Raw genomic sequence first — 25,399 nt, forward strand, 5'->3', positions numbered from 1 at the left:
CATCCAGTTCCAAAACTGTCCAAAAATCTGCGCCGACTCTGCCTAGAAAAAACTGATCGGGTCAATATCCACCTGTATCCTGACGGCGCCGGCGAACCTGGTTTTATCCAGCCATGCCCGCAGTACATTCTGGATATTAACCTGCTTTTCGGTTTTCACAAGCAAGCGGTAACGATGTTTTCCCCGGAGGTAGGCCAAGGGCGCCGGAGTCGGTCCAAGAACCTGAACACCCGCCATTCGGGGCGCGGCACGGCCGAGTTGTCGCGCGGCAGTCACCACCGTATTATAATCTGCACCTGAAAGAATCACTGCCGCCAGACGGCCAAAGGGGGGCATGCCCTGCTGTTCCCTCGCATTGGCTTCCTGCTCCAGGAATGTGTCCCGGTCGCCGCTGACAAGGGCGTCAATGACCGGATGCTCGGGCATGAAGGTCTGAAACAGCACTGTACCCGGTTTTTCCGCCCGTCCGGCCCGGCCCGCCACCTGTTCCAGCTGCTGCCAGGTGCGCTCCGCCGCCCGCATGTCGCCACCGCTCAGGCCCAGGTCCGCATCGACCACCCCGACCAGGGTCAGGTTGGGAAAATGATATCCCTTGGTGACAATCTGGGTGCCGATGATGATATCTACCTCGTGCCGGGCGATCGAGGCGACCATTTCGCGAATCTCCCCCGGGCCCGTCATTTCGTCACTGGCCATGACCGCAAGCCTGGCCTCGGGAAACAGTTTTTCCACTTCCTCGGCCACCCGTTCGACGCCGGGGCCACAGGCGACCAGGCTGTCCTCGCTGTCACATTCAGGGCAATGTTTCGGTTTACCCATCCAGTGGCCGCAGTGATGGCATTGCAGCCGGCCGGTCTTTTTATGTTCCACCAGCCAGGCGGAACAATGGGGGCACTGGATCCGGTGACCACAGGTCCGGCACAGGGTCAGCGGCGCATAACCCCGGCGATTGAGATAAAGCAGGGACTGATGTCCCTGCGCCAGATTTTCTTTCAGGGCCTCCCTGAGCGGGTCGGACAACCATTCCCCGGATGCCGGCGGAAATTTGCGCATATCGATGGCATGCATGTCCGGCAGTTCGGCAGGGCCATGCCGCTCACCCAGATAGAGCCAGTCATATTTGCCGCTTTCCGCGTTGACCAGGGTTTCCAGCGACGGGGTGGCCGAGGCCAGAATCACCGGACAATCGGATTGGTGGGCCCGCACCACCGCCATATCGCGGCCATGGTAAAAGACGCCGTCTTCCTGCTTGTAGGTGGGGCTGTGTTCCTCATCCACGACAATCAGGGACAGGTTCTGGAACGGCAGGAACAGGGCCGAGCGCGCACCTACGATGACCCGGACATTGCCCTGAATCACCCCCCACCAGGCGCGGCGGCGCTGGGCCGGGGTCAGTTCCGAATGCCAGATCACCGGTTCTTCTCCGAATCTCTCCTTGAAACGATCCAGCCACTGGGCGGTCAGGGCAATTTCCGGTACCAGCACCAGAATCTGGTTTCCCGGTTTCAGCAGCGCTTCGTGGACCGCCTCGAAATAAACCTCGGTCTTGCCGGCCCCGGTCACACCTTCCAGCAGGCTGGCCTGGAATTTGTCCTTGCGCACCAGATCGCGAAAATGCTCGCCGGCCGTTGCCTGTTCGGTTGACAGGCTCGGGGCGATCAGGCTGGTATCGGGTTCGGGGAACGGATCGTCACCGCGAATTTCCACCGCGGCCATCTGCCCGGCCTTGACCATCCCCCGGATGACACCCTCGCCCACACCTGCGAGGTCCGCCCAGTCCCGGACACTGAGCGGCATATCACTCACGGCAGCGTCATAAACCTTGCGGCGGGCCGCTGTCAGGTCATCCGGCTGCTCCACCGACAGACGATAAACTGTCCGGCTTTTGGCCTGCTCAAAGGCGCGGGGCACCGAAACCGCCATTTTAAGGACGGCGCCCGGCGGCGACAAAGTATAGGCCGCCACCCAGTCGACAAAACGCATCAGGCTGTCGGGCAGGGCCGGCAGGTCAAAGCGGCCATAGATATGTTTCAGCTTGTCTTCCGGTATATCGGACGGCGGCGGGTCCAGCGACCAGACAACCCCCTGCAGACTTTTTGACGCCAGCGGCACCTCGATAAAGTCACCTTCCCTGAGCGGCAGGTCGGCGGGCGCCAGATAATCAAGCACACCTTGCAGGGGCAGGGGCAGCAAAATCTGCATACGTCTGGAAGGAAATAATGTTGTCACCGAAGTTCCATATCAGGATGTTATTCTTTTTGAAATTCTTCAGGCCACTATATGATATTATACAAATTGGGCAACAACGGGGTTGCACTGAATGTCAAATCGGGGTACCGACAGGGCAGGATACATAAGGTTATATAGCATTCTGAAAAGGTAAGAACACGATGAAATTTTTTCTGGACACCGCCGAGATCGACGATATCCGTGAACTGGCCGCAAGCGGACTGGTTGACGGGGTCACCACCAATCCATCACTGGTGATGAAATCCGGACGGGATATTTTTGAGGTCACCCGCGAAATCTGTGACGTCGTTGACGGTCCGGTCAGTGCCGAAGCCACTGCCCTTGACTATGACGGTATCCTGCGGGAAGCAGAAAAACTTTATGACATCTCCGACCAGATTACGTTGAAAGTGCCGCTGACGGTGGATGGCCTGAAAGCCTGCAAATATTTCACCTCCCAGGGCAAGATGGTCAATGTGACCTTGTGTTTCTCCGCCTCCCAGGCCTTGCTCGCCGCCAAGGCCGGCGCCACCTTCATTTCCCCGTTCATCGGCCGTCATGATGACATTTCCCAGGACGGCATGGCCCTGATCGACGATATCCGGACCATCTATGACAACTATGATTTCAGCACTCAGATCCTGGTCGCCAGTGTCCGTCATCCCCTGCATGTGGTGGACGCCGCCCGCATCGGCGCCGACGTGGTCACCATCCCGCCGGCCGTGATGCACAAACTGTTCAGGCATCCCCTGACCGACAACGGTCTGGAAGCCTTCCTCAAGGACTGGGAAAAAACCGGTCAGAGCATTGCCTGAGTAATCTTTGTCGCTAAACCGGGAACAGGAAATGCCGGAAAAACTAACCAGCAGCGAAAGCGAAATCAGCGCGGACAAGATCCGGGACTGGCTGAAACGCCATCCCGACTTTCTGCTGGAAAACCCTGATCTCCTGACCATCCTGACCCCCCCTTTCCGGCCGTCCAGCGGTGACCGTGTGGTGGATTTCCAGCAGGTGATGCTGGAAAAGCTGCAGCAGCAAATCGCAGAACTGAAGGATTTTCACGGTTCCCTGATTGACGCCACTCGCAACAATATGTCGACCCAGCAACAGGTCCATGATGCCGCCCTTGCCCTGATGGAGGCGGAGGGACTGACTGAACTGAGCCATACCCTGGTCAGCGACTGGCCGCAGATGCTGGCGGTTGATGTGATTGCCGTCTGTTTCGAGAAGGGTCACGATAAACAGATCCCGGCCCTGCCCGAAGCCCGCCCCCTGAAAAAGGGCCAGGTGGACAAACTACTGGGCCGGGAAGACGCCTGCCTGCTGCGCGGCGATGTGGAAGTTCTGGAGGATATTTTCGGCCCGGCCACCGAACTGATCAAGGCCGAGGCATTGATCCGCATTCCGGCCACGGACCATTATCCGGAGGGCCTTCTGGCCTTCGGCAGCCGGGACCCGAATATGTTTACTCCCGGTCAGGGCACGGAACTTTTACGCTTCCTTGAGGGTGTATTTGGCCTATACTTGCAAAGATGGATGAAACAGGAAGCCTCGACCAGCTGATCTTTCCCAAACTGCGGCCACTGGTCCGCGGCTGGCACAATTATTTGAAATCGGAGCGGCGGGTCTCCCCCCATACCCTTGACGCCTATATGCGGGATCTGGGTCAGTTCCTCACCTTCCTCACCCGGCATCTGGGAAATTTTCCCACCGAGCAGGATCTGGCCGACCTCAAGGCCATGGACTTCCGGGCATTCCTTGCCGACCGGCGCCGTCATGACGTCAGCCCCGCCAGCATGGCCCGGTCGCTCAGCGCCCTGCGCGCCTTTTACAAATATTGTAGCCGCAACGGGATCCTGTTCAATGACGATATTGATTCCGTCCGGTCCCCGAAACTGCCGAAACGGCTGCCGCGTCCGCTGGACGAGACCGCCGCCCGGCGTACCCTGGCGAAAGTGGGAGATTTCTCTGCGGACTCCGCCAGCGACTGGGTAGCGCTCAGGGATACGGCCGTGCTGACCCTGCTTTATGGCTGCGGGCTCCGGATATCCGAGGCCCTGAACCTGGATGTGGAAGACTGGCCCGAGGGCGACATGCTCCGGGTCCTGGGCAAGCGCAACAAGGAAAGGCTTGTGCCCTTGCTGCCCGCCGTGCAGGAAGCCGTGGAAAAATATCGAAAGGCCTGTCCCTATGCCCTGAATGATGGTCCGCTGTTTGTCGGTGCACGAGGCGGCCGGCTTAATGCCCGCACGGTGCAGCTTTCGGTCCAGAAAGTCAGGGAGGCTCTGGGACTGCCCCCGTCAGCCACCCCCCATGCGCTCCGACACAGTTTTGCCACCCACCTGCTGACCGCGGGCGGCGACCTCAGAACTATTCAGGAACTGCTGGGCCATGCCAGCCTTGCCACCACTCAGCATTATACCGATGTGGATACCGCCTATCTGATAGACGTCTACAACAATGCGCATCCCGGCGCCCGGGACAAGTGACAGTCTGCATCAGCTTCATCCATCCCCTATCACACAATTTATTTGTGAAAAAAGCCTAACAACAGTATTATTCTGACATTACCCGGAATTTTTCCGACACAGCGTTTTTTTAGCAATACTGATTATTTATGCCATGAAAGATGTTTTCAGGGATATACTCCCCCGTTCCGCCACTGCCCTGCGCCAGGATATTTTCGCCGGCATCACCGCCGCCGTTGTCGCCCTGCCGCTGGCGCTTGCCTTTGGCGTCGCCTCGGGGCTTGGCCCCACGGCCGGTCTATATGGCGCCATGGTTCTGGGTTTTGTTGCCGCCCTGCTGGGCGGCACACCGCTGCAGATTTCAGGTCCCACCGGCCCCATGACGGTGGTCATGGCGGGTCTTGTTGTCGCCTATGGCGGTTCACCCCATGTGCTGTTCACCATTGTCATTCTGGCCGGTCTGTTTCAGGGGCTGTTCGGCATCCTCAGGCTTGGCGCCTATGTGAACTATGTGCCCATGCCGGTCGTCTCCGGCTTTATGTCAGGTATCGGCTGCATCATTATCATCATGGAAATCCTGACCGTCCTCGGGGATTATTCCGCCCACCAGGGCATCCCCGACGCCATCCTTTCCATTCCCCATGCCGTGGCCAATCTGGATACGGGCTCGCTCCTGCTCGGTGGGCTTTCCCTGATTGTCACCCTGGTCACCCCCGGACGGATCAGCCGCTATGCTCCGGCCTCCCTGCTGGCTCTGATCATCGGTACGGTTGTCGCCGTAGTCTTTTACCCGGACCTGAAAACCATCGGGGAAATTTCCACCTACCTGCCGTCCCTGACCCATATCGAGATCCCCTTCAGCGCCCTGCCCGGTATCGTCACAGGCGCTTTCATGCTGGCTCTGCTCGGATCCATCGACAGCCTGCTGACCTCTACCGTGGCCGACCGGATGACCCGGACAAGTCACGATTCCAACAGGGAACTGGTTGGGCAGGGTATCGGCAACGCCATTGCCGGATTGCTGGGCGGAATACCCGGCGCCGGGGCCACCATGCGCACCGTGGTCAATATCAAGTCGGGGGCGCAGACCCGCCTGTCCGGCATGATCCATGCCCTGACCCTGCTGCTGATTGTTCTGTTTGCTTCCGGACTTGCCGCTCATATTCCACTTGCGGTACTGGCCGGCATTCTGCTGAAAGTGGGTCTGGATATTCTGGACTGGGATTTCCTCCGTCGGCTCAAGGTCTGGCGCGGGGAAAAAATATTCCTGATGCTGGCGGTTCTGGTGCTGACCATTTTCTCCGATCTGGTGACCGCCATCGGCCTCGGCCTGATCCTGTCTCACATGATTTATTCCCGCATGCTGAACCAGAGCCAGCTGAGGCAAATTCGCCTGTTCGAGGAAAGCGAAGACAACCTCCCGGGCGAGAGCAATGTGGTGCAAGTGGAAACCTCTGGCAGTGGCAGGAAAGGTGTGACCCTGCGCCTGTCGGGGAATCTCAGCTACAGCATCGGCAAGGACCTGACCCGTTTGCTTAACGAGGCCCTGAATCGATATGACAGGATCACTCTGGATATGGGTGAAGTGGAAAGCATGGACATCAGCCTGGCCGTCAGCATGGAAGAAATCCTTCGCGGCCTGCCGGAAAAGAAAAGCAGTGTATTCATCAGGATTACCGCCGGTGAAGCCCTTGACCTGCTGAAAGTGATCGGATTTCTTGACCTTCTACCGCCGGAAAACCTGACCGTTGTGGACACGATCAAGCTACAAGACTAACAGGTGTTAGGGGCAGGCTCGAGGTTAATATCATCCGGCTCACCCCCAATTTCTATGACCTTTTAACGGCCCCGGTGGATAAAAATTCAAGAGAATCGATATTTGCATATTCACCATTTGCAGAAAAATGACGCCCATCAAAAATCATGACGCCCATAATGCGAAAATTCCGATCCTGGTACCGGGGGAGTCGCCAGCCCTGATGCAGCGGCAGCAGAACAACTCTGTCAATTGATCGTCCGTTATCCACTGTTCCAGGCGGAATTGGAGGATTCAAATTTACAACAAGTGCTTCCTTTTCGCTCTTGCTTATTTCCTGTGAGAGACTGACAAAAGTCTCTTTCACAAACCCCGGATAAGGAAACTCCTCATCATTCCGTGTCACCAATAACGTGAAGTCAGGTCTTTCTTTTTTTCTGAAGAAGCTGAACATAATGCCCCCAATCACACAAATAATGTCAAAACCAAACTAGTGATATATTGAAGAGACCACCACAAAAATTAAAAGCCGCCCTACAAGGAGCGGCTTTTAAAACTCTTTTGAAAAATTCTACATATGGATGGCGCGGCCTTCCGTACCCATGGCCGCCTCGCGCACCGCTTCCATTTCCGTCGGATGGGCGTGGGAAGTATAGGCCAGATCCTCGGCGGTCAGGCCCTTTTCCACCGCCAGCGCCAGTTCGGCAATCATGTTGCCGGCATCCGCTGCAATGATATGGGCGCCGACAACCTTGTCGGTGGCCTTGTCGGTCAGGATCTTTACAAACCCGTCGGTCTGGCCATTGGCCTTGGCCCGGCTGTTGACGGACATGGGGAATTTACCCACCGCATAGTCAACACCGTCTTTTTTCAGCTGTTCCTCGGTTTTGCCCACGGCGGCCACTTCCGGCATGGTATAGATCACACCCGGAATGGCGTCATAATTCACATGACCCGCATAACCGGCGATCACTTCCGCCACCGCAACGCCTTCATCCTCGGCCTTGTGAGCCAGCATGGCGCCGCGCACCACATCACCGATGGCATAGATGCCCGGCACATTGGTCTGGAAATGGTCATCAATTTCCACCTGGCCACGGTCGGTCATGTTGACGCCGGCCTCTTTCAGGCCAAGTCCGTCCGTGTAGGGGCGGCGTCCCACGGATACCAGAACCGCATCACATTTGATTTTCTCGGCATCGCCGCCGGCGGCCGGTTCGACCGTCACGGTGACGGTTGTCTTGGTCTTCTTGACTTCAGTCACCTTGCTGGAGGTCTTGAAATTCATACCCTGCTTTTTCAGCAGGCGCTGGAAATTCTTGGACACTTCGCCGTCCATTTCCGGGGTAATGCGGTCAAGGTATTCGACCACGGTCACTTCCGCACCAAGCCGGCGCCAGACTGACCCCAATTCAAGACCGATTACACCGCCGCCAATGACCACAAGATGTTTGGGCACCTTGGGCAGGGACAGCGCACCAGTGGAGGAGATCACCTGTTTCTCGTCAATGTCAATGCCCGGCAGGCTGGCCACATCGGAGCCGGTGGCAATGATGATGTTTTTGGTCTTGAGTGTTTCTTTGCCGCCCTTGTTCAGGGTCACCAGAACTTCACCCGCTGCCTTGACGTTGCCGGTACCTTCCAGATAATCGATCTTGTTCTTCTTGAACAGGAAGGCGATACCGTTGGTCAGGTCGGATACGGTTTTGGATTTATGTTCCATCATGACATCAAGGTCGAGAGAAACCTTGCCGGTTTTGATGCCGAACTTTTCCATGCCGTGCTCTGCTTCCTCAAAAAGCTCAGAAGCATGCAGCAGTGCCTTGGAGGGAATACAGCCCACATTCAGGCAGGTGCCGCCAAGCGCGCCGCGTTTTTCCACACAGGCCGTCTTCAGTCCCAGCTGGGCCGCCCGGATTGCGGCCACATAACCGCCCGGACCACCGCCGATGACGACAACGTCATAAATATCGCTCATAAAACTTCCTCTCTTTGTCTTGGAGATCCTGGATCCTAAAGGTCCAGAATCAGACGCTGCGGATCTTCAAGATTTTCTTTTACACGCACCAGGAAGGTCACAGCCCCCTTGCCGTCGACGATCCGGTGATCATAGCTGAGCGCCAGATACATCATCGGACGCACCACAATCTGGCCGTTCTCCACAACCGCACGTTCCTTGATCGCATGCATACCCAGGATACCGGACTGCGGCGCATTAAGGATCGGGGAAGACATCAGCGAGCCGAAAATACCACCGTTGGAAATGGTGAAGGTCCCGCCGGTCATTTCGTCCATGCTCAGCTTGCCGTCGCGGGCACGTTTGCCGAGGCGGGCGATTTCATTTTCAATGTCCGAGAAACTGCGGTTTTCACAGCCGCGCACAATCGGCACCACGAGACCGGCCAGCGTACTGGCGGCAACGCCAATATCGTAATAATTTTTATAGACAACAGCATCTTCCCGAAGTTCCGCATTCACTTCCGGCACTTCCTTCAGCGCCTGGACGCAGGCCTTGACGAAGAAGGACATAAAGCCGAGACGGCTGCCGTGTTTCTTCTCGAAAATTTCCTTGTACTGGTTGCGCAGGGCGATGACCGCTGACATATCCACCTCGTTATAGGTAGTCAGCATGGCCGCCGTATTCTGGGCATCCTTGAGCCGTTTGGCGATGGTCCGGCGCAGCCGGGTCATGGGCACCACTTCTTCACGGGGAAGGGCGGAAACATCTTCAGTCACAGCGGCCTGGGCCTGCACAGGAGCAGCAGCGGCAGCCCGGCCGCCGGAAGCATGGGCCAACACATCCGCCTTGGTCACAACGCCGCCTTCACCGGTGCCTTTTACTTTCGACAGGTCAATGCCTTTTTCCTTTGCAGCAGCGGCAGCGGACGCGCGTACATTGGCACCTGCAGGCGCCGCCGCCGGGGCGGGCTCAGAAACAGCAGGTTTAGACGCAGCGGCCGGTGCGGCGGCCTTGGGGGCAGCAGCGCCCTGGGACGCACCGTCAATGGTCGCCAGCAGGGCGCCGAGCTCAACTGTTGCCCCTTCAGCAGCGACAATTTTCGCCAGGGCGCCGGACACAGGGGCGTTGACTTCCAGCGCCACCTTGTCGGTCTCCAGTTCACAGATCGGCTCGTCCTGGGTTACAGCTTCACCTTCCGCCTTCAGCCATTTGCCGACCGTGGCTTCGGTGACGGATTCACCAAGCGCCGGCACATGGACTTCCACCAGGCTCGCGCCTCCGGCTTTCGGGGCTTCCGCTTTTTCCTCGGCCGGAGCCGGAGCAGCAGCGGCGCCACCTTCGGAAATTTTTGCCAGCACAGCACCCACCTCAACGGTGTCGCCTTCCTGGGCGGTGATTTCAGACAGCACACCGGCAGACGTGGCATTTACTTCCAGCGCCACCTTGTCGGTCTCAAGTTCACAGATCGGCTCATCAACGGCAACCGTATCACCCACGGATTTCAACCATTTCCCGACTGTGGCGTCTGTGACAGATTCACCCAGTGCCGGTACCTGAATTTCAATGGCCATAAGCCCAACTCCTTCGTCTTTTCAATCTTTTTTCAAACCTGCTCATACCTGCCTAGACGATTGTCAGGGCAAGATCGATCAGGGCCGCCTGTTCATCCTTGTGTCGTGACGCCAGTCCCGTTGCCGTGGAGGCAGACGGTTTGCGTCCGGCATAGAGCGGGCGTTTCGGCTTACATCCGATAGCCGCCAGTGATTCCTCGATGTAAGGTTCGATAAAGCTCCAGGCCCCCATATTTCTGGGTTCTTCCTGACACCAGACCACTGTTTCCAAATTCTTGAAGCGCTGGATTTCCTGCACAACCGCCTGCTGCGGGTAGGGATAAAGCTGCTCGACACGCAACAGGTAGGTATCATCCTGCATACGCAGGTCGCGTTCTTCCAGAAGCTCGTAATAGACCTTGCCGGAACACATGACGACCCGTTTGATGTCTTTATCCTTCTTCAGGCGAATGCTGGTTCCAGGATGAGATTCCGCATTATCCCAGAGAACCCGATGGAATTCGGTATCCGATCCCATCTCGTCCAGACTGGACACCGCCATCTTGTGCCGAAGCAATGATTTCGGTGTCATCATAATCAGCGGTTTACGGAATTTCCGTTTCATCTGGCGCCGCAGAATATGGAAATAGTTGGACGGGGTGGTACAGTTTGCCACCTGCATATTGTCCTCGGCGCAAAGCTGGAGATAACGCTCCAGACGGGCGGAACTATGTTCCGGTCCCTGGCCTTCATATCCATGCGGCAACAACATCACCAGGCCGCTCATGCGCAGCCATTTGGCCTCACCGGAAGAAATAAACTGGTCAATGACGACCTGGGCGCCGTTGGCAAAATCACCGAACTGGGCTTCCCACAGGGTCAGTGTATTTGGTTCCGCCAGGGAATAGCCATATTCAAAACCCAGAACGCCCATTTCGGACAAGGCGCTGTCGATCACCTCGAAAGTGGCCGGTCCTTCTTCCGTATCGGCCAGCGCCCGAAGCGGTGTATAGCGCTCCTCGGTCTCCTGGTCGATAAAGACGGAATGACGCTGGGAAAAGGTGCCGCGCTGGCTGTCCTGGCCGGACAGACGAACCCCAAGCCCTTCACGGATCAGGGTGCCGAAGGCCAGTGCCTCGGCCGTAGCCCAGTCAAACCCTTCGCCGCTTTCGAACATCTGCGCCTTGGCGTCAAGACCTCGTTTCAGCGTCGGTGGACAGTAAAGCCCTCCGGCACATCGGTCAGAACGCGACCTATATCGCGCAGGGTGGCCTTATCCACCCCTGTTCCTGCAGACCGGCGCAAATCGTCATCAGGACGTTCAAGGCCGCTCCAGCGACCGCCGAACCAGTCTGCCTTGCCCGGTTTATAGTTGCCGGCAGCTTCCATCTCCACATCAAGGTAACGATGGAAATCCTGCAGCATTTTGTCCGCTTCCTTCTGGGTCAGAAGGCCTTCACGGACAAGACGGTCGGCATAAATGCTTCGGGTGCTGGGATGGTTCTTGATCCGCTTGTACATCAGCGGCTGGGTAAACATGGGCTCATCGCCCTCGTTATGACCATAGCGGCGATAACAGAACATATCGACCACCACGTCGGACTTGAAGGTCTGACGGAATTCGGTGGCGATTTTCATCACATAAACCACGGCTTCCGGATCATCGCCGTTGACATGGAACACCGGAGCCTGAATAGCCTTGGCCATGTCGGACGGATAGGGGGAAGAGCGGGAATAATGCGGTGATGTGGTAAAACCGATCTGGTTGTTCACGACCACATGGATGGTGCCGCCGGTCTGGTATCCGACCAGCCCGCTGAGCGCGAAACATTCGGCCACCAGGCCCTGACCGGAAAAGGCCGCATCGCCATGCATGAGCAGGGTCAGGACGGAGGTTCCCTCCCGGTCGCCACGCTGTGTCAGTTTTGCCCTGGTCTTGCCAAGCGCCACCGGATTAACCGCTTCCAGGTGGGATGGATTGGCGGTCAGCGACAGATGCACGTTGTTGCCGTCAAACTCACGATCGGAAGAGGCACCAAGGTGATATTTCACATCGCCGGACCCTTCCACATCATCGGGATTGGAGGATCCGCCGTGGAATTCATGGAAAATCGCCCGGTAGGGTTTACCCATCACACTGGAGAGCACATTGAGACGGCCGCGGTGCGGCATGCCGATGACGATTTCCTTGACACCGTTATGACCGCCGGTCTTGATAATCCCTTCCAGGGCCGGGATCAGGGCTTCGCCGCCGTCAAGACCAAAGCGTTTGGTGCCGATATATTTCTTGGCCAGATACTGCTCGAAAGCTTCCGCCTCGGTCAGCTTCTGCAGAATGGCCATCTTGCCTTCATTGGTGAACTGAATTTCCTTGTCCCGGCCTTCGATCCGGCTCTGGATCCAGGCCTTCTCTTCCGGCTCGTTGATGTGCATGAATTCCACACCGACAGAGGCACAATAGGTCCGTTTGACAATTTCCAGAACTTCACGAACTGTCGCCGTTTCCAGCCCCAGCACATTGTCCAAGAATATGGGACGATCCATATCTTCCTCGGCAAAACCGTAGGTGGCCGGGTCAAGTTCCGGGTGATAGGACCGCTCGGTCAGTTCCAGCGGATCAAGACGGGCCATCAGATGACCACGCACCCGATAGGTGCGGATCATCATCAGGCATCGGATTGAATCAAGAGTTGCAGAACGGATTTCCTCTTCCGTCGCCCCGCCGGCCGCCATCTTTTTCTTCGACGCAACAGGCGGTTCGTAACCAGGGTCCAGGGCATCGATGTAATTTTCGCCACCTTTACCCGTCTGCGGCCAGTCACTGCGTGACCAGGAAGCAGCGGTTCGCTCCTTACCGGCCTGCATCAAGGCCTGGGCATCACCGGCCAGTTCCTGGAAATATGTCTGCCAGGATGGATCGACACTGTTCGGATCCCGGGAATAACGAAGAAACAATTCTTCCACAAAGGCTCCGCTGGAGCTGTTAAAAAGACCTTCGGTTTCTAGTTCTGCACTCATGAAATGGCCGGATGCGGGATTTCCCGCACCCTCCCTGTCTAAAGTTAAGTTAAGATTTCAGGACTTTCGCCAGTGTCGTACCGAGCTCGGACGGGGAATCCGCCATCACAATGCCGGCACTCTTCATGGCTTCGATTTTGTCATCAGCCCCGCCTTTACCACCGGAAACAATGGCGCCGGCATGGCCCATCGTCCGACCCGGAGGCGCGGTACGACCGGCAATAAAGCCAACAACAGGTTTCTTGACCCTGGAGGATTTCAGGAATTCCGCAGCTTCTTCCTCTGCGGAACCGCCGATTTCGCCGATCATGATGATGGACTGTGTCTCATCATCGCCCAGGAAACCCTCAAGCACGTCAATGAAGTTCGTACCGTTGACCGGATCGCCGCCGATACCCACACAAGTGGTCTGGCCGAGGCCGACGGCCGTGGTCTGGGCTACAGCTTCATAGGTCAGAGTACCGGAACGGGAAACAATACCGACGTTGCCCTTCTGATGAATGTGACCGGGCATAATACCGATTTTACATTCACCCGGGGTAATGATCCCAGGACAGTTAGGACCGATCAGGCGGGTTTTGGAGCCCTGCAGGGCGCGCTTCACCCGGATCATGTCCAGCACCGGAATACCTTCGGTAATACAGACGGCCAGTTCGACTTCCGCATCAATGGCCTCGAGGATGGCGTCGGCCGCAAATGGCGGTGGCACATAAATCACAGAAGCATTGGCGCCGGTGGCATCCACGGCGTCAGCCACGGTGTTATAGACCGGAAGATCCAGATGGGTTGACCCACCCTTGCCGGGGGTCACACCACCAACCATTTTTGTGCCGTAGGCAATGGCCTGTTCGGAATGGAATGTTCCCTGTGCACCGGTAAATCCCTGACAGATTACCTTGGTTTCACTATTGATAAAAATTGACATCAGGAAGCCTCCTTCACCGCTTTGACCACTTTCTCAGCGGCATCACCCAGATCATCCGCAGACAGAATTGTCAGACCGGAGTCCGCCAGAATCTGTTTGCCTTTATCCACATTTGTGCCTTCCAGACGCACCACAAGCGGTACGGAAAGGGACACTTCCTTGGCCGCAGCAACAACACCGTCGGCAATCACATCACAGCGCATGATACCGCCGAAGATGTTTACCAGGATGCCTTCAACATTGCTGTCAGACAGAATAATTTTGAAGGCCTCGGTGACGCGTTCCTTGGTCGCGCCGCCGCCCACATCCAGGAAGTTGGCAGGCTCGCCGCCTTTCAGCTTGATGATATCCATGGTCGCCATAGCCAGGCCGGCGCCGTTGACCATACAGCCGATGTTGCCATCCAGCTTGATATAGTTCAGCTCGTGCTTGGCAGCTTCCAGCTCCATGGGATCTTCTTCATCGGGATCGCGCAGTTCAACAACATCCTTGTGGCGGAACAGCGCGTTGCCGTCGAAGCCCATTTTGGCATCGAGTACAACGATGTCACCGGCTTCAGTCACCACCAGCGGGTTGACTTCCAGCAGCGAGGCGTCTTTTTCCACAAAGGCCTTGTAGAGAGAAGCAACCACCTTGACGCAGGCTGACGCGGTCTTGCCTTCAAGGCCGAGACCGTAAGCCACCTTGCGGCAATGAAAACCGGAAAGGCCAGTTGCCGGATCAATGGTGATGGTGATGATTTTTTCAGGCGTTTCAGCCGCAACTTCCTCGATATCCATACCGCCTTCGGTGGATGCCATAACGGCAATACGTCCGGTGGCGCGGTCAACCAGCAGGCTGAAATAAAGTTCGTTGGCAATGGCGCAACCGTCTTCGATATAGACCCGCTTGACTTCCTTGCCTTCCGGACCGGTCTGGTGCGTGACCAGGGTCATGCCGAGCATTTCGCCGGCAACTTTCTTCACTTCCTCAATGGATTTAACCACCTTGACACCGCCGCCTTTACCGCGACCGCCGGCATGGATCTGTGCTTTCACCACCCATACAGGGCCGCCAAGTTCCTTGGCCACGGCTTCAGCTTCCTGGGGCGTATAGGCCACGCCGCCCTTCAGGACAGGAGCCCCGAACTGGCTCAGCAGGCCTTTCGCTTGATATTCATGAATATTCATACTGCTTTCCTTGTTGATCACCCTGCGTCGTCGGGCATGGACAATGTCAGGGTCTAGGTCATATCAGATAAGGATAAACAAAAGCTTACCCTTATCTCCTGTGTGTTACGCCAAAGACGGGTCAATCTTCTTGACGGCGTCAATCAGGCCTTCCACAGCGGCGACAGAATTGTCGAACCCGGCCTTGTCATTTTCGTCAAATTTGATTTCGACGATTTTCTCGACACCGTTTTCGCCAATGATCACCGGCACGCCAACATAAAGATTGCTGAGACCATATTCACCGTTCAGTTCCGCCGCACAGGGCAGCACCCGGCGTTTGTCACGCAGGTAGGATTCAGCCATGGCAATGGCGGAGGTCGCCGGCGCATAAAAGGCAGAACCGGTTTTCAGCAGGCCGACGATCTCGGCGCCGCCGTCACGGGTGCGCTGAATGATCTGGTCGAGTTTATCCTGTGTGGTCCAGCCCATCTCCACCAGATCGGGGATCGGAATACCGGCAACCGTGGAATAACGGGCCAGCGGCACCATGGTGTCGCCATGTCCGCCCAGAACAAAGGCGTTCACGTCTTCCACAGACACATTAAATTCATCGGCCAGGAAATGCTGGAAACGGGCAGAGTCCAGAACACCGGCCATGCCGACAACTTTCTTGGCCGGAAGACCGGAGAATTTCTGCAGCGCCCAGACCATGACGTCCAGCGGGTTTGTGATACAGATCACAAAAGCGTTGGGGGCGTTGTCGCGAATGCCCTCGCCAACGGATTTCATGACTTTCAGGTTGATTTCGAGAAGATCGTCGCGGCTCATGCCCGGCTTGCGCGGCACACCTGCGGTCACAATAACAACGTCAGCGTCCTTGATATCGGCATAATCCTGGGTGCCGGTCATTTTGGCGTCAAAGCCTTCTACCGGACCGGACTGGGCCAGGTCCAGAGCCTTGCCCTGAGGGAGTCCCTCGGCAATATCAAATATTACCACATCACCAAGTTCTTTGAGAGCCGCCAGATGTGCAAGGGTACCACCGATCTGACCGCCACCGATAAGCGCAATCTTTTTACGTGCCATGTTGATCTATCTCCTGATTATATTAAGATTTAAGAATTGTCCGGCTTATGACGCTGCCGACGTGCTTTCGCACTTTATTTCCTCTTCGGATGTAACGTGAATTAACGATACGCGCAAGGTTTTCTGACTTTTTGCGCCGGTATTTGGCGATATTTGCCATATTTGCCCTGAAATCTCATTTTTCCAAGGAAATCCGTGGCTTGCAGGCGGGCAAAATTTACCTTTTATTCATAAATTCGGGTCATTTCTGATCGACTCTCCTGCAAATCAGGGTCAATAGATACCTATTTGGGTAAAAAATATACAGACCTGTCTGTTTATAGGGTCATATTTTACAGTTAAACCGCATGGCCCTTGGCCAGATATTCCTGACTCTGCATCTCCATCAGCCGGGAAACGGTGCGCTGGAATTCAAAATGCCCGTGCCCTTCCTCATAGAGATCTTCGGGCGGCACCTCTGCACAGCAGAGGAATTTGACGTTATTTTCATAGAGGGCATCGATGAAGGTGACAAAGCGTTTTGCTTCGTTGCGGTTGTTCGGTCCAAGCTTGGGAATGCCGACCATAATCACGGTGTGATAATGCCAGGCGATCTGCAGATAGTCAGCCGCGCCCAGCGCCGCGCCGCACATCTTTTTAAAGGAGACCACCGCCACCCCCCGGTCAGCCACCGGAATGGTCAGCTTGCGCCCCTTGACGTCCAGCACGTCAGGCCCCACTTTCGAACGGTCGGCCACATCATGATCGGTCAGCCGCCAGAAGGCTTCCGACAGGGCCTGTGTCGCCTCCTCCCCCAGGGGATAATAGTAGGTAGGCATGCCTTTCATGCGTTCGAGCCGGTAATCTGTCGGCCCGTCCAGGGCAATGACATTCATCTTTTCCCGAAGCATGGCAATGGTCGGCAGAAACAGTTCCCGGTTGAGGCCGCCGATGTAAAGATCCTCGGGGACACGGTTGCTGGTCAGGACGATCACCACGCCAAGCTTCATCAGTTCCCCGAACAGCCGGCCCAGCAGCATGGCGTCAGTGACATCGGTCACCTGGAATTCATCAAAACAAAGGAGACGGCTTTCATGGGCCACCTTACGGCCCAGCGGCGGAATCGGGTCGTCCTTGTCCGTGTCCCATTTTGCGATCCTGTCTTCGGCCGACATATATCGCCATTCATGGATGGCCGCATGAATTTCCAGCATAAAGGCATGAAAATGAACCCGGCGCTTGGCCCTCACGGGGGCTTCCTCGAAAAAAAGATCCATGATCATGGATTTGCCGCGCCCCACATCGCCATATATATAATAGCCTTTGGGAAAGTCGGATGTTTTACCCCGGCCAAGAACCCTGGATAAAAATCCGTTGGCGCCCTTACCCGGCTCAAACTTCTCCTCATAACCGTCAAGCGCAGTATACAGCTCCTGAAGCCGCATCATCACCTGTTCCTGGACGGGATCTTCCCTCAGCTCACCGGCTTCGCGCGCCTGATAATACCGGGCCAGGGGCCCTGCCTTACTATGAACTTCTGTGGCGTTTTTTGTCATAATCTGAACTGTGTAACGGATAAAATCTGATATTTGATTAAAATTTTAACAATTTATCAACGCCTTATATGGTAAAAGACGAATGCGCTAACAAAAGAAAATATAATACCCGAAGCAGTACAATAAAGGGAATGTAAGAACAATGAAGAAAATATTTGAAATTCCGGTCTATAACGAGGAAGTGCGCGAGACCGTCCGCTCCGGACGCTCCCATGACACGCTGGAAGACACCTGGGCAGACATGCATCTGATCGAAGTCCGTGCGCATACGCCGGTGGAAGCCATGGAAATCTGCCGCCGGAAACATCCGGAAAAGATGGGTTTTGTGCTGGGTGACGCGGCCGAGGCGATGTCCTGACGCCATAAGAGTCATGGCCTCGCGACCTTTTCACCGCAGAGAGACACACAATGAAAACATGATGTAAATATATCAGATAAACTTGTATGTACCAGCTGTTGTATTTGGTGCCATAGGTTGATATGTTTACAACATGTCGAGAGTAACAATCAGTAAATTGATCCATGAATAAATACGAAGTTGCCATTTATAATGAATCTGTCCGGCAAGCCTATGCCGACGGCAAGAAACACCCCAATTACGAACAGGGGTGGGGAGACTTGCGCTATCTGGAAGTTGATGCGGAATCGGAAGAGGATGCCCTGCGGATCGTCAAGAAACATCATCCGGAACGGCACGGCTTTGTGGTCACCGATGTGATCCTGCTCAAGGAATTCATCTACTGATCGAATAATTAAGTATCGTAATATCCAAAAAGCCGGGCACTGACCCGGCTTTTGTCATCATGCTGATCCGCCTTGCGCGCAAGAGAAACCGTCAGGATTCTTTACACTTTTGGTTGAAAAAACCGCCCGCCAGACCGAAAATAAATTCCCTTCATCCCGATCCCGTTGGAATCAAACACCTCTTTCAATATTGGCACGATATTTGCTTATAAATCTCTGAATGATCTCAATAAGCCATTGATTTATATATTGTTATATAAGGATAAATAATGACCGCTATGCGTAAACTGAAAAAACAGACCGGCTTCACGCCCCTCCGCAAAGCCTTACTTGCCGCCGCAACCGTCACTTCGCTGGGGCTGTTTGCCGCCCCGGCCCAGGCCAGCCTGATCGACGACAGCGTTAATTGCGACATGACAAATACTTTTTTCTCATGCAGCCCCAACTCCTCTGTCGTCGGGGCGGGCGCAGAATTCACTTTGGATTATGAAGGCGACACATTCCTCAATATCGATCTCGGGGCCTCCTCCGTATCGATATCTAATGCGTACCAAAATGGCGTAAGTTACGGCTATAACCCAGAGTTCACCATCCTTCTCAGCGACCTGGATCCGCAGGGGGGAAGCGGAACCATAACCGGCATTGAAAACTTCGTTGTTTCAGAGGTCTCCGGTCTGGCGCTTGAGGATATCAGCTTTGACGCTCATTCCGTCAGCATCAATTTCAATGATACCCTCTGGCAATTAGACTCTTTTGTCTCCTTTGACCTGGTGTTCCGGGACCCCGCACAACAGGTTTCCGAACCGGCATCCCTCGCCCTGCTCGGCCTTGGTCTTGCCGGCCTCGGCCTGGCCCGGCGCAAGCGGATTGCCAAATAACACGCCGCACTCACGGCAAAAGAAAAGCGGCCCCAACGGGCCGCTTTTTTGTTACGGAAATGGGATAACCAATTACCCCTGCCGCTCGACCATCATCTTCTTGATTTCGGCAATGGCCTTGGCCGGATTGAGACCCTTAGGGCAGGTGTTGGCACAGTTCATGATAGTGTGGCAGCGATAAAGCCGGAAGGGATCTTCCAGCGCATCCAGACGCTCGCCGGTATTTTCATCACGGCTGTCCACCAGCCATCTATAGGCCTGAAGCAGAACGGCCGGACCGAGGTAACGGTCGGAGTTCCACCAGTAGCTCGGGCAGCTTGTGGAGCAGCTGGCGCACAGGATGCATTCGTAAAGGCCGTCGAGCTTGGCCCGGTCGTCCCGGCTCTGCAGCCGTTCCTTGCCGGACGGGGCCGGAGTCTGGGTCTGCATCCACGGCTTGATGGAGGCATACTGGGCATAGAAGTTGGTGAGGTCCGGCACCAGGTCCTTGACCACATCCATATGCGGCAGCGGATAGATATTCACATCGCCCTTGAAGTCGGCAATATCCTTTGTACAGGCCAGCGTGTTCATGCCGCCGATGTTCATGGCGCAGGAGCCGCAGACGCCTTCGCGGCAGGAGCGGCGGAAGGTCAGCGTCGGATCGATCTCGTTCTTGATCTTGATCAGAGCGTCGAGCACCATCGGGCCGCATTTGTCGAGATCAACCTCGTAAGTATCGATGCGCGGATTTTCACCGTCATCCTCGTTCCAGCGATAGACGTTGAAACGTTTGATGTTGGTCGCCCCGGCCTCTGCCTTCCAGGTTTTGCCTTTGGTATATCGGGAGTTTTTGGGAAGTCTGAATTCAGCCATGTTCTCTGCTCCTTAATATACGCGGGCTTTGGGTTTGATATAGTCGATTTCGTCGGTCAGGGTATAGTCATGAACCGGACGATATTCGATACGGATCTTGCCGTCTTCCAGCCAGGCCGAGGTATGTTTCATCCATTCCTCGTCATTGCGGTCCGGGAAGTCCTCCCGGGCGTGGGCACCGCGGCTTTCAGTGCGGTTGGCCGCACAATGCATGGTGGTTACCGCATGCATCAGCAGGTTTTCAAGCTCCAGTGTCTCAACAAGATCACTGTTCCAGGTCAGGGAGCGATCGAAAGTTTTGACATCTCCCAGCATGGCATAGATCTCGTCGATCGCCTTCTGGCCGGCTTCCAGCGTATCCTGCTGACGGAACACGGCGCAGTTGGCCTGCATGGTGCGCTGCATCCTGTCGCGGACCTGGGCCGTGGTATGGCTGCCGTCCGCGTAACGATATTTGTCCAGGCGGCTGAGCGCGAAATCGGCATTGTCGTCAGGCAGCGGTTTGTGCGCTGTCCGGGGCTTGACCACCTCGGCCACCCGGTGGGCAGCGGCGCGGCCGAAGACCACAAGGTCGATCAGGCTGTTGGAGCCGAGACGGTTGGCGCCATGTACGGACACACAGGCCGCTTCGCCCACAGCCATCAGGCCGGGGACAACCCGGTCCGGATCTTCAACCGTCGGGTTCAGCACTTCGCCATGATAGTTACAGCCAATGCCGCCCATATTATAGTGGGCGGTCGGCACCACCGGGATCGGTTGCTTGGTCACGTCGACACCGGCGAAAATGCGCGCACTTTCGGAAATGCCCGGCAGGCGCTCCGCCAGGATCGCCGGATCAAGATGATCCAGATGCAGGAAGATATGATCCTTGTGCTCGCCGACACCGCGGCCTTCGGAAATCTCCACGGACATCGCCCGGCTCACCACATCACGGCTGGCCAGATCCTTGGCGCTGGGCGCATAACGCTCCATGAACCGCTCGCCTTCGGAGTTCACCAGGTAACCGCCTTCACCGCGCGCACCTTCAGTGATCAACACCCCGGCGCCGTAAATGCCGGTCGGGTGGAACTGCACGAATTCCAGATCCTGCAGGGGCAGGCCGGCGCGCTGGACCATGCCGCCGCCGTCGCCGGTGCAGGTATGGGCAGAAGTCGCCGAGAAATAGGTGCGGTTATAACCGCCGGTTGCCAGCACGGTCATATGGGCCTTGAAACGGTGCAGGGTGCCGGTGTTCATATCCAGGCAGATGACGCCGCGGCATTCACCGTCCACCATGATCAGGTCGATGGCAAAATATTCGACAAAGAAGTCGGTGTCATACTTCAGCGACTGCTGGTACAGGCTGTGCAGCATGGCGTGGCCGGTCCGGTCGGCGGCGGCGCAGGTGCGCTGGGCCGGCGGGCCTTCACCGAATTCGGTGGTCATGCCGCCGAACGGGCGCTGGTAGATCTTGCCTTCTTCCGTCCGGGAGAAGGGCACACCGAAGTGTTCGAGCTCGTAAACCGCCTCGGGCGCCTGGCGCACCATATATTCAATGGCGTCCTGGTCACCGAGCCAGTCGGAACCCTTGACGGTGTCATACATGTGCCACTGCCAGGTATCCGGTCCCATGTTGCCGAGCGAGGCGGCAATACCGCCCTGGGCGGCAACGGTATGGGAACGGGTCGGGAAAACCTTGGAGATGCAGGCGGTCTTGAGACCGGCTTCCGCAATGCCCATGGCGGCACGGAGACCGGAGCCGCCGGCGCCGATCACAATGGCGTCATAGACGTGATCTGTCAGTTCATATGCTTTTGTCATCTGTTTCTGCTCCTGACCTAGATCGCAACTTTGAGAATGGAAAAGACCGCGGCCACCGCCAGCAGGATGCAGCCGAAGGTGATCAGCATCTGGATGATGGTCTTGAGACCCTCGCCGTGGACATAATCCTCGACAATGACCTGCAGGCCGAGCTTCAGGTGATAGAGGCCGGTGGTCACAAACAGGATCATCAGGATCGCCGGGATCGGTGAAGACAGCCAGGTGACCGCTACTTCAAAACCGGCCTGTGTCATCTGCACCATACTGGCCATAAACCAGACGGTCAGCGGAATCAGGGCGACGGCGGTGACTTTCTGCATCCACCAGTGGTGGGTGCCGTTCTTTGCGGAACCAAGTCCGCGGACCTTGCCAAGAGGCGTGCGCAAGCTCATATCAACCCCTCCTATATCAGACCGTAGCCGACCGCCCAGGCCAAAAGGCTGAGGACGACGGAACCAAGAAGCACCAGAACGCTGGACCGGGAAGTGGTGTCGAGCTCGAAGCCCATGCCCATGTCCCAGAACAGGTGACGAATGCCGTTGCACAGGTGCAGCATCAGCGCCCAGGTAAAGCCGAACAGAACGACTTTTCCGAGCGGGCTGCCCATGCACAGCAGAAAGAGATCATATTCCTCGGGCCCCGTGGCCAGGGCCAGCAGCCACCAGACCAGCAGCAGCGTTCCCGCACCCAGTGCGGCGCCGGTAGCGCGATGAAGAATGGACAGGAGCATATGCAGCCCCCATGAATAGACCTGCAGATGCGGCGAAGTCGGCCGTTGAACCCGAGCCATCTACTACTCCTTTATATGTCTTTGATGGGGGAAGGCCTCCCGCCATCCGAATACACCCTGAAACTGTCTTAGTCATTTCAGGGCCCAAGAGCAAGAGGGGAACTGCTTACCTGAGAATCGTTCTTAGATATTTATGCATTTTTTCCGAAAATAGAGCCTTAACCGGTCGGTGCCCTGGAAAATTTTATACAGACTGGTCTGTCTTATCGAGCATTATTCATATAGAATCAAAGGCTTCAGATACATAGTCCAGATAACGGATGCGGGCCCGGGTCGTGCGGGCGATACAGGCATTGAGCTGGAAGTCTTCTTTATAGGTCCGGCCTGTCTTCAGCATATTCTTCCAGAGGCCGGGCGGAGCCCTCCTTTTCAACCCGGCTTGACCAAACGTTTGTTTGCTGATCATTGGCGCAGACAGTTTCCGGGACGAGAAAAAGCTGGAAAAGGCGCCCCCCCTATCTCCGGGGCAATAACAGCCATAGATCAAGATCAAGCAGGACGCTGGGCAGATATTTGCCGTCGTCGTCTTTATAAGCATGATCCGCCGGTTCATGGTCCTTGGTCGCCACCAGCCGCACCCGCAGGGCGCCCACATCGCTGCGACCCCCAATCTCGGCCCTGTCCAGCACCTCGGTCCAGGCATAGACCGTGTCGCCGGCAATGCAGGGATTGACGTGACGACCGCCGTTGATGGCGGCAATCAGGGCTGCATTACCGAGCCCGTTAAAACTCAACCCCCGGGCGAGAGAAATCACATGGCCGCCATACACGATACGCTCGCCGAGCCGGCCGTCCTTCATCATATGCAGGTTGAAATGAACCTTGGCCGTATTCTGATAGAGCCGGGTCGCCATCATATGGTCGGCCGCCTCGATGGTCATGCCGTCAACATGGTTGATTTTTTCTCCGGGTTCGTAATCTTCCCAAAAATAGGGGGAACCCGCGAGGACAGCGTCATAGCCGGAGAAATCGAGCCCTTCCGGCACGGTCAGGTCACTTGCCGCCACCGCCTCGGGCAGGTCGGGGATGACCGTTTCCGGCGCCGGACTGGCCGGGTCTTTCTTGTTGACCATGACCCAGCGCACATATTGCAGCACCACCTCGCCCGCCTGGTTGCTGCCGGTGGTACGCACGAACACATTGCCGTTTTTGCCGCTTGAATTTTCCTTGAGGCCGATCACTTCACTGACCGCGCTCAGGGTATCACCCGGATAGACCGGTTTCAGGAACTTACAATCCGCATAACCCAGGTTGGCCACCGCATTGATGGAGATATCCGGTACGGTTTTGCCGAAGACAATATGAAAGGTCAGCATATCGTCCAGCGGGGCGCATTCATAGCCGCTGTTGTGGGCGAATTCATCGGACGACTGCAGCGCAAAACGCGGGCCGTACAGAGCCGTATAGAGGGCCACATCGCCCTCGGTCACCGTGCGCGGTGTGGCGTGATTGAGGATCTGGCCGATTGTGAAATCCTCGAAATAATTGCCCTTAAAGGTCTTGTCTGATTTCTGGTCCATCACTCGGCCTCCAGTTCCCTGATCATCTCAGCCTGGGCGATCAGGCTTTTGGCCACTTCCACATGCAGATTTTCCACCAGCTTGCCGTCGAGCAGGGCCACGCCCTTGCCTTCCGCTTCGGCGGCTTCGAAGGCGGCAATAACCGCATGGGCATGTTCCACTTCGGCAACACTCGGCGCGAAGGCCTCGTTGGCCGGACCAAGCTGTTTCGGATGCAGCAGGGTCTTGCCGTCAAAACCGAATTCCACGCCCTGCCGGCAGGAGGCCACAAGGCCCTCCTCGTCATTGAGATCGGTGAAGGTGCCGTCGATGATAGCGATACCGGCCGCCCGGGCCGCCAGGACACAGAGCGACAGGCTGGTCAGGATCGGCAACCGCATCGGCGTATGGCGGGCCTGCAGGTCCTTCACAAGGTCGTTGGTGCCCATGACAAAACCGCCAAGGCGGGGAGAACTATCGGCAATTTCCTCCGCCCGCAGGATACCGCGCGGGGTTTCCATCATGCACCAGAGAGTCGTTGTCTTCGGCGCGCCATATTCAATCATAAGCTCTTCTGCCTCCCTGACCATGGCGGCGCTTTCCACCTTGGGCAACAGAATGGCGTCGGGTCCGGCCACACTGGCCGCCCTGATGTCGTCCCGGCCCCAGGGACTGTCCAGCCCGTTGACCCGGACGATCAGTTCCCGTTTGCCATAACCGCCGGCCTTCACCGCCTCGGCAACAAGCCGGCGCGCTTCTTCCTTGGCGTCCACCGCCACCGCATCCTCCAGATCAAGGATCAGGCTATCGGCGGCAAGGCCCTTTGCCTTTTCCAGCGCCCGGGGGTTGGAACCCGGCATATAAAGAACGCTTCTTCTGGGTCTGGACAAATTAGATCTGGAGTGATGTGACATATTTTCCCTCATGAATGCTGTAACATGAACCGGAATGGCGTGAGTTTTTGTTATTTTATTTCACAAACCAAAATCCTTTTGAAATTTGCTTATAGTCATTTTTTTGGTGCAATGCAAGATGCTGCACCGCAAAATATTTCATACTTAACCGGCAGAACGATAATCAGAGAGTGGCATGACGATTTGGGGCGATTTGGGTTGAAACCGCGCAGCATCTGTACCAGACTTGCGGCACAACAAA

The 25,399-nt window shown here is 56.3% G+C and carries 21 protein-coding genes and 1 pseudogene; 7 read left to right on the top strand and 15 right to left on the bottom strand.

Annotated elements, in window-relative coordinates; translation table 11 throughout:
- Window positions 1-42: 42 nt before the first annotated feature.
- Window positions 43-2,229 carry a primosomal protein N' gene (locus tag ACORNT_RS03010; RefSeq protein WP_321395217.1) on the bottom strand — a complete coding sequence of 729 codons (2,187 nt, stop codon included), beginning with the start codon at window positions 2,227-2,229 and terminating at the stop codon, window positions 43-45.
- A 161-nt stretch (window positions 2,230-2,390) separates the two neighbouring features.
- Here ACORNT_RS03010 and fsa point away from each other — a divergent pair, with 161 nt between their 5' ends.
- The 4 genes from fsa to ACORNT_RS03030 all read left to right on the top strand — a co-directional run bounded on the left by fsa (window position 2,391) and on the right by ACORNT_RS03030 (window position 6,474).
- The gene (gene fsa / locus ACORNT_RS03015; RefSeq protein WP_321395219.1) at window positions 2,391-3,044 is read left to right on the top strand and encodes a fructose-6-phosphate aldolase; all 654 of its coding nucleotides are present in this window, start codon (window positions 2,391-2,393) and stop codon (window positions 3,042-3,044) included.
- Window positions 3,045-3,075: 31 nt separating this feature from the next.
- A complete protein-coding gene (locus ACORNT_RS03020) occupies window positions 3,076-3,792 on the top strand; it encodes a DUF484 family protein (RefSeq protein ID WP_321395221.1) in 717 nt (238 codons plus the stop codon).
- A complete protein-coding gene (locus tag ACORNT_RS03025; RefSeq protein WP_321395223.1) occupies window positions 3,762-4,718 on the top strand; it encodes a tyrosine recombinase XerC in 957 nt (318 codons plus the stop codon). Before ACORNT_RS03020 ends, ACORNT_RS03025 begins: the two co-directional genes overlap by 31 nt.
- A 133-nt stretch (window positions 4,719-4,851) precedes the next feature.
- Window positions 4,852-6,474 (top strand): SulP family inorganic anion transporter, encoded by a 1,623-nt coding sequence (locus ACORNT_RS03030; RefSeq protein ID WP_321395224.1) that lies wholly within the window; start codon window positions 4,852-4,854, stop codon window positions 6,472-6,474.
- Between the two features lie 52 nt (window positions 6,475-6,526).
- Here ACORNT_RS03030 and ACORNT_RS03035 read toward each other — a convergent pair whose 3' ends face one another.
- The 8 genes and pseudogenes from ACORNT_RS03035 to zapE all read right to left on the bottom strand — a co-directional run bounded on the left by ACORNT_RS03035 (window position 6,527) and on the right by zapE (window position 17,678).
- Window positions 6,527-6,907, bottom strand: coding sequence for a hypothetical protein (locus ACORNT_RS03035; RefSeq protein ID WP_321395227.1), 381 nt, complete (start codon window positions 6,905-6,907; stop codon window positions 6,527-6,529).
- A 117-nt stretch (window positions 6,908-7,024) separates the two neighbouring features.
- Entirely contained in the window at window positions 7,025-8,431 is a 1,407-nt protein-coding gene (lpdA, locus tag ACORNT_RS03040; RefSeq protein WP_321395229.1) for a dihydrolipoyl dehydrogenase, read from the bottom strand.
- 35 nt (window positions 8,432-8,466) lie between these two features.
- Window positions 8,467-9,984, bottom strand: a complete 1,518-nt coding sequence (odhB, locus tag ACORNT_RS03045) for a 2-oxoglutarate dehydrogenase complex dihydrolipoyllysine-residue succinyltransferase (RefSeq protein WP_321395231.1) — start codon at window positions 9,982-9,984, stop codon at window positions 8,467-8,469.
- A 52-nt stretch (window positions 9,985-10,036) separates the two neighbouring features.
- A pseudogene (locus tag ACORNT_RS03050) lies at window positions 10,037-12,981 on the bottom strand (2-oxoglutarate dehydrogenase E1 component).
- 49 nt (window positions 12,982-13,030) lie between these two features.
- Window positions 13,031-13,906, bottom strand: coding sequence for a succinate--CoA ligase subunit alpha (gene sucD, locus ACORNT_RS03055; RefSeq protein WP_321395237.1), 876 nt, complete (start codon window positions 13,904-13,906; stop codon window positions 13,031-13,033).
- Window positions 13,906-15,075, bottom strand: a complete 1,170-nt coding sequence (gene sucC / locus ACORNT_RS03060) for an ADP-forming succinate--CoA ligase subunit beta (protein ID WP_321395239.1) — start codon at window positions 15,073-15,075, stop codon at window positions 13,906-13,908. The genes sucD and sucC overlap by 1 nt, the downstream gene beginning before the upstream one ends.
- Before the next feature lie 105 nt (window positions 15,076-15,180).
- A complete protein-coding gene (mdh, locus tag ACORNT_RS03065; protein WP_321395241.1) occupies window positions 15,181-16,143 on the bottom strand; it encodes a malate dehydrogenase in 963 nt (320 codons plus the stop codon).
- A gap of 338 nt (window positions 16,144-16,481) precedes the next feature.
- A complete protein-coding gene (gene zapE, locus ACORNT_RS03070; RefSeq protein WP_321395243.1) occupies window positions 16,482-17,678 on the bottom strand; it encodes a cell division protein ZapE in 1,197 nt (398 codons plus the stop codon).
- A 142-nt stretch (window positions 17,679-17,820) separates the two neighbouring features.
- Here zapE and ACORNT_RS03075 point away from each other — a divergent pair, with 142 nt between their 5' ends.
- From ACORNT_RS03075 to ACORNT_RS03085, 3 genes are all read left to right on the top strand, one after another.
- Entirely contained in the window at window positions 17,821-18,036 is a 216-nt protein-coding gene (locus tag ACORNT_RS03075; protein WP_321395245.1) for a hypothetical protein, read from the top strand.
- 164 nt (window positions 18,037-18,200) lie between these two features.
- Window positions 18,201-18,422, top strand: coding sequence for a hypothetical protein (locus ACORNT_RS03080; protein WP_321395247.1), 222 nt, complete (start codon window positions 18,201-18,203; stop codon window positions 18,420-18,422).
- A 269-nt stretch (window positions 18,423-18,691) separates the two neighbouring features.
- Entirely contained in the window at window positions 18,692-19,300 is a 609-nt protein-coding gene (locus tag ACORNT_RS03085) for a PEP-CTERM sorting domain-containing protein (RefSeq protein ID WP_321395249.1), read from the top strand.
- A gap of 72 nt (window positions 19,301-19,372) precedes the next feature.
- Here ACORNT_RS03085 and ACORNT_RS03090 read toward each other — a convergent pair whose 3' ends face one another.
- The 6 genes from ACORNT_RS03090 to ACORNT_RS03115 all read right to left on the bottom strand — a co-directional run bounded on the left by ACORNT_RS03090 (window position 19,373) and on the right by ACORNT_RS03115 (window position 25,158).
- Window positions 19,373-20,155 carry a succinate dehydrogenase iron-sulfur subunit gene (locus tag ACORNT_RS03090; RefSeq protein WP_321395251.1) on the bottom strand — a complete coding sequence of 261 codons (783 nt, stop codon included), beginning with the start codon at window positions 20,153-20,155 and terminating at the stop codon, window positions 19,373-19,375.
- Window positions 20,156-20,167: 12 nt separating this feature from the next.
- The gene (gene sdhA / locus ACORNT_RS03095; RefSeq protein WP_321395253.1) at window positions 20,168-21,955 is read right to left on the bottom strand and encodes a succinate dehydrogenase flavoprotein subunit; all 1,788 of its coding nucleotides are present in this window, start codon (window positions 21,953-21,955) and stop codon (window positions 20,168-20,170) included.
- Window positions 21,956-21,972: 17 nt separating this feature from the next.
- Window positions 21,973-22,362 (bottom strand): succinate dehydrogenase, hydrophobic membrane anchor protein, encoded by a 390-nt coding sequence (sdhD, locus tag ACORNT_RS03100; RefSeq protein WP_420717537.1) that lies wholly within the window; start codon window positions 22,360-22,362, stop codon window positions 21,973-21,975.
- Window positions 22,359-22,745 carry a succinate dehydrogenase, cytochrome b556 subunit gene (sdhC, locus tag ACORNT_RS03105; protein WP_321395257.1) on the bottom strand — a complete coding sequence of 129 codons (387 nt, stop codon included), beginning with the start codon at window positions 22,743-22,745 and terminating at the stop codon, window positions 22,359-22,361. Before sdhC ends, sdhD begins: the two co-directional genes overlap by 4 nt.
- A 455-nt stretch (window positions 22,746-23,200) precedes the next feature.
- Window positions 23,201-24,265, bottom strand: a complete 1,065-nt coding sequence (locus ACORNT_RS03110) for a MaoC family dehydratase (protein WP_321395259.1) — start codon at window positions 24,263-24,265, stop codon at window positions 23,201-23,203.
- A complete protein-coding gene (locus ACORNT_RS03115; RefSeq protein ID WP_420717514.1) occupies window positions 24,265-25,158 on the bottom strand; it encodes an HpcH/HpaI aldolase/citrate lyase family protein in 894 nt (297 codons plus the stop codon). The genes ACORNT_RS03110 and ACORNT_RS03115 overlap by 1 nt, the downstream gene beginning before the upstream one ends.
- Window positions 25,159-25,399: the final 241 nt, after the last annotated feature.

It is taken from the genome of Emcibacter sp. (genome assembly GCF_963675455.1).
In the GTDB taxonomy this organism is placed as follows: Bacteria; Pseudomonadota; Alphaproteobacteria; order Sphingomonadales; family Emcibacteraceae; genus Emcibacter.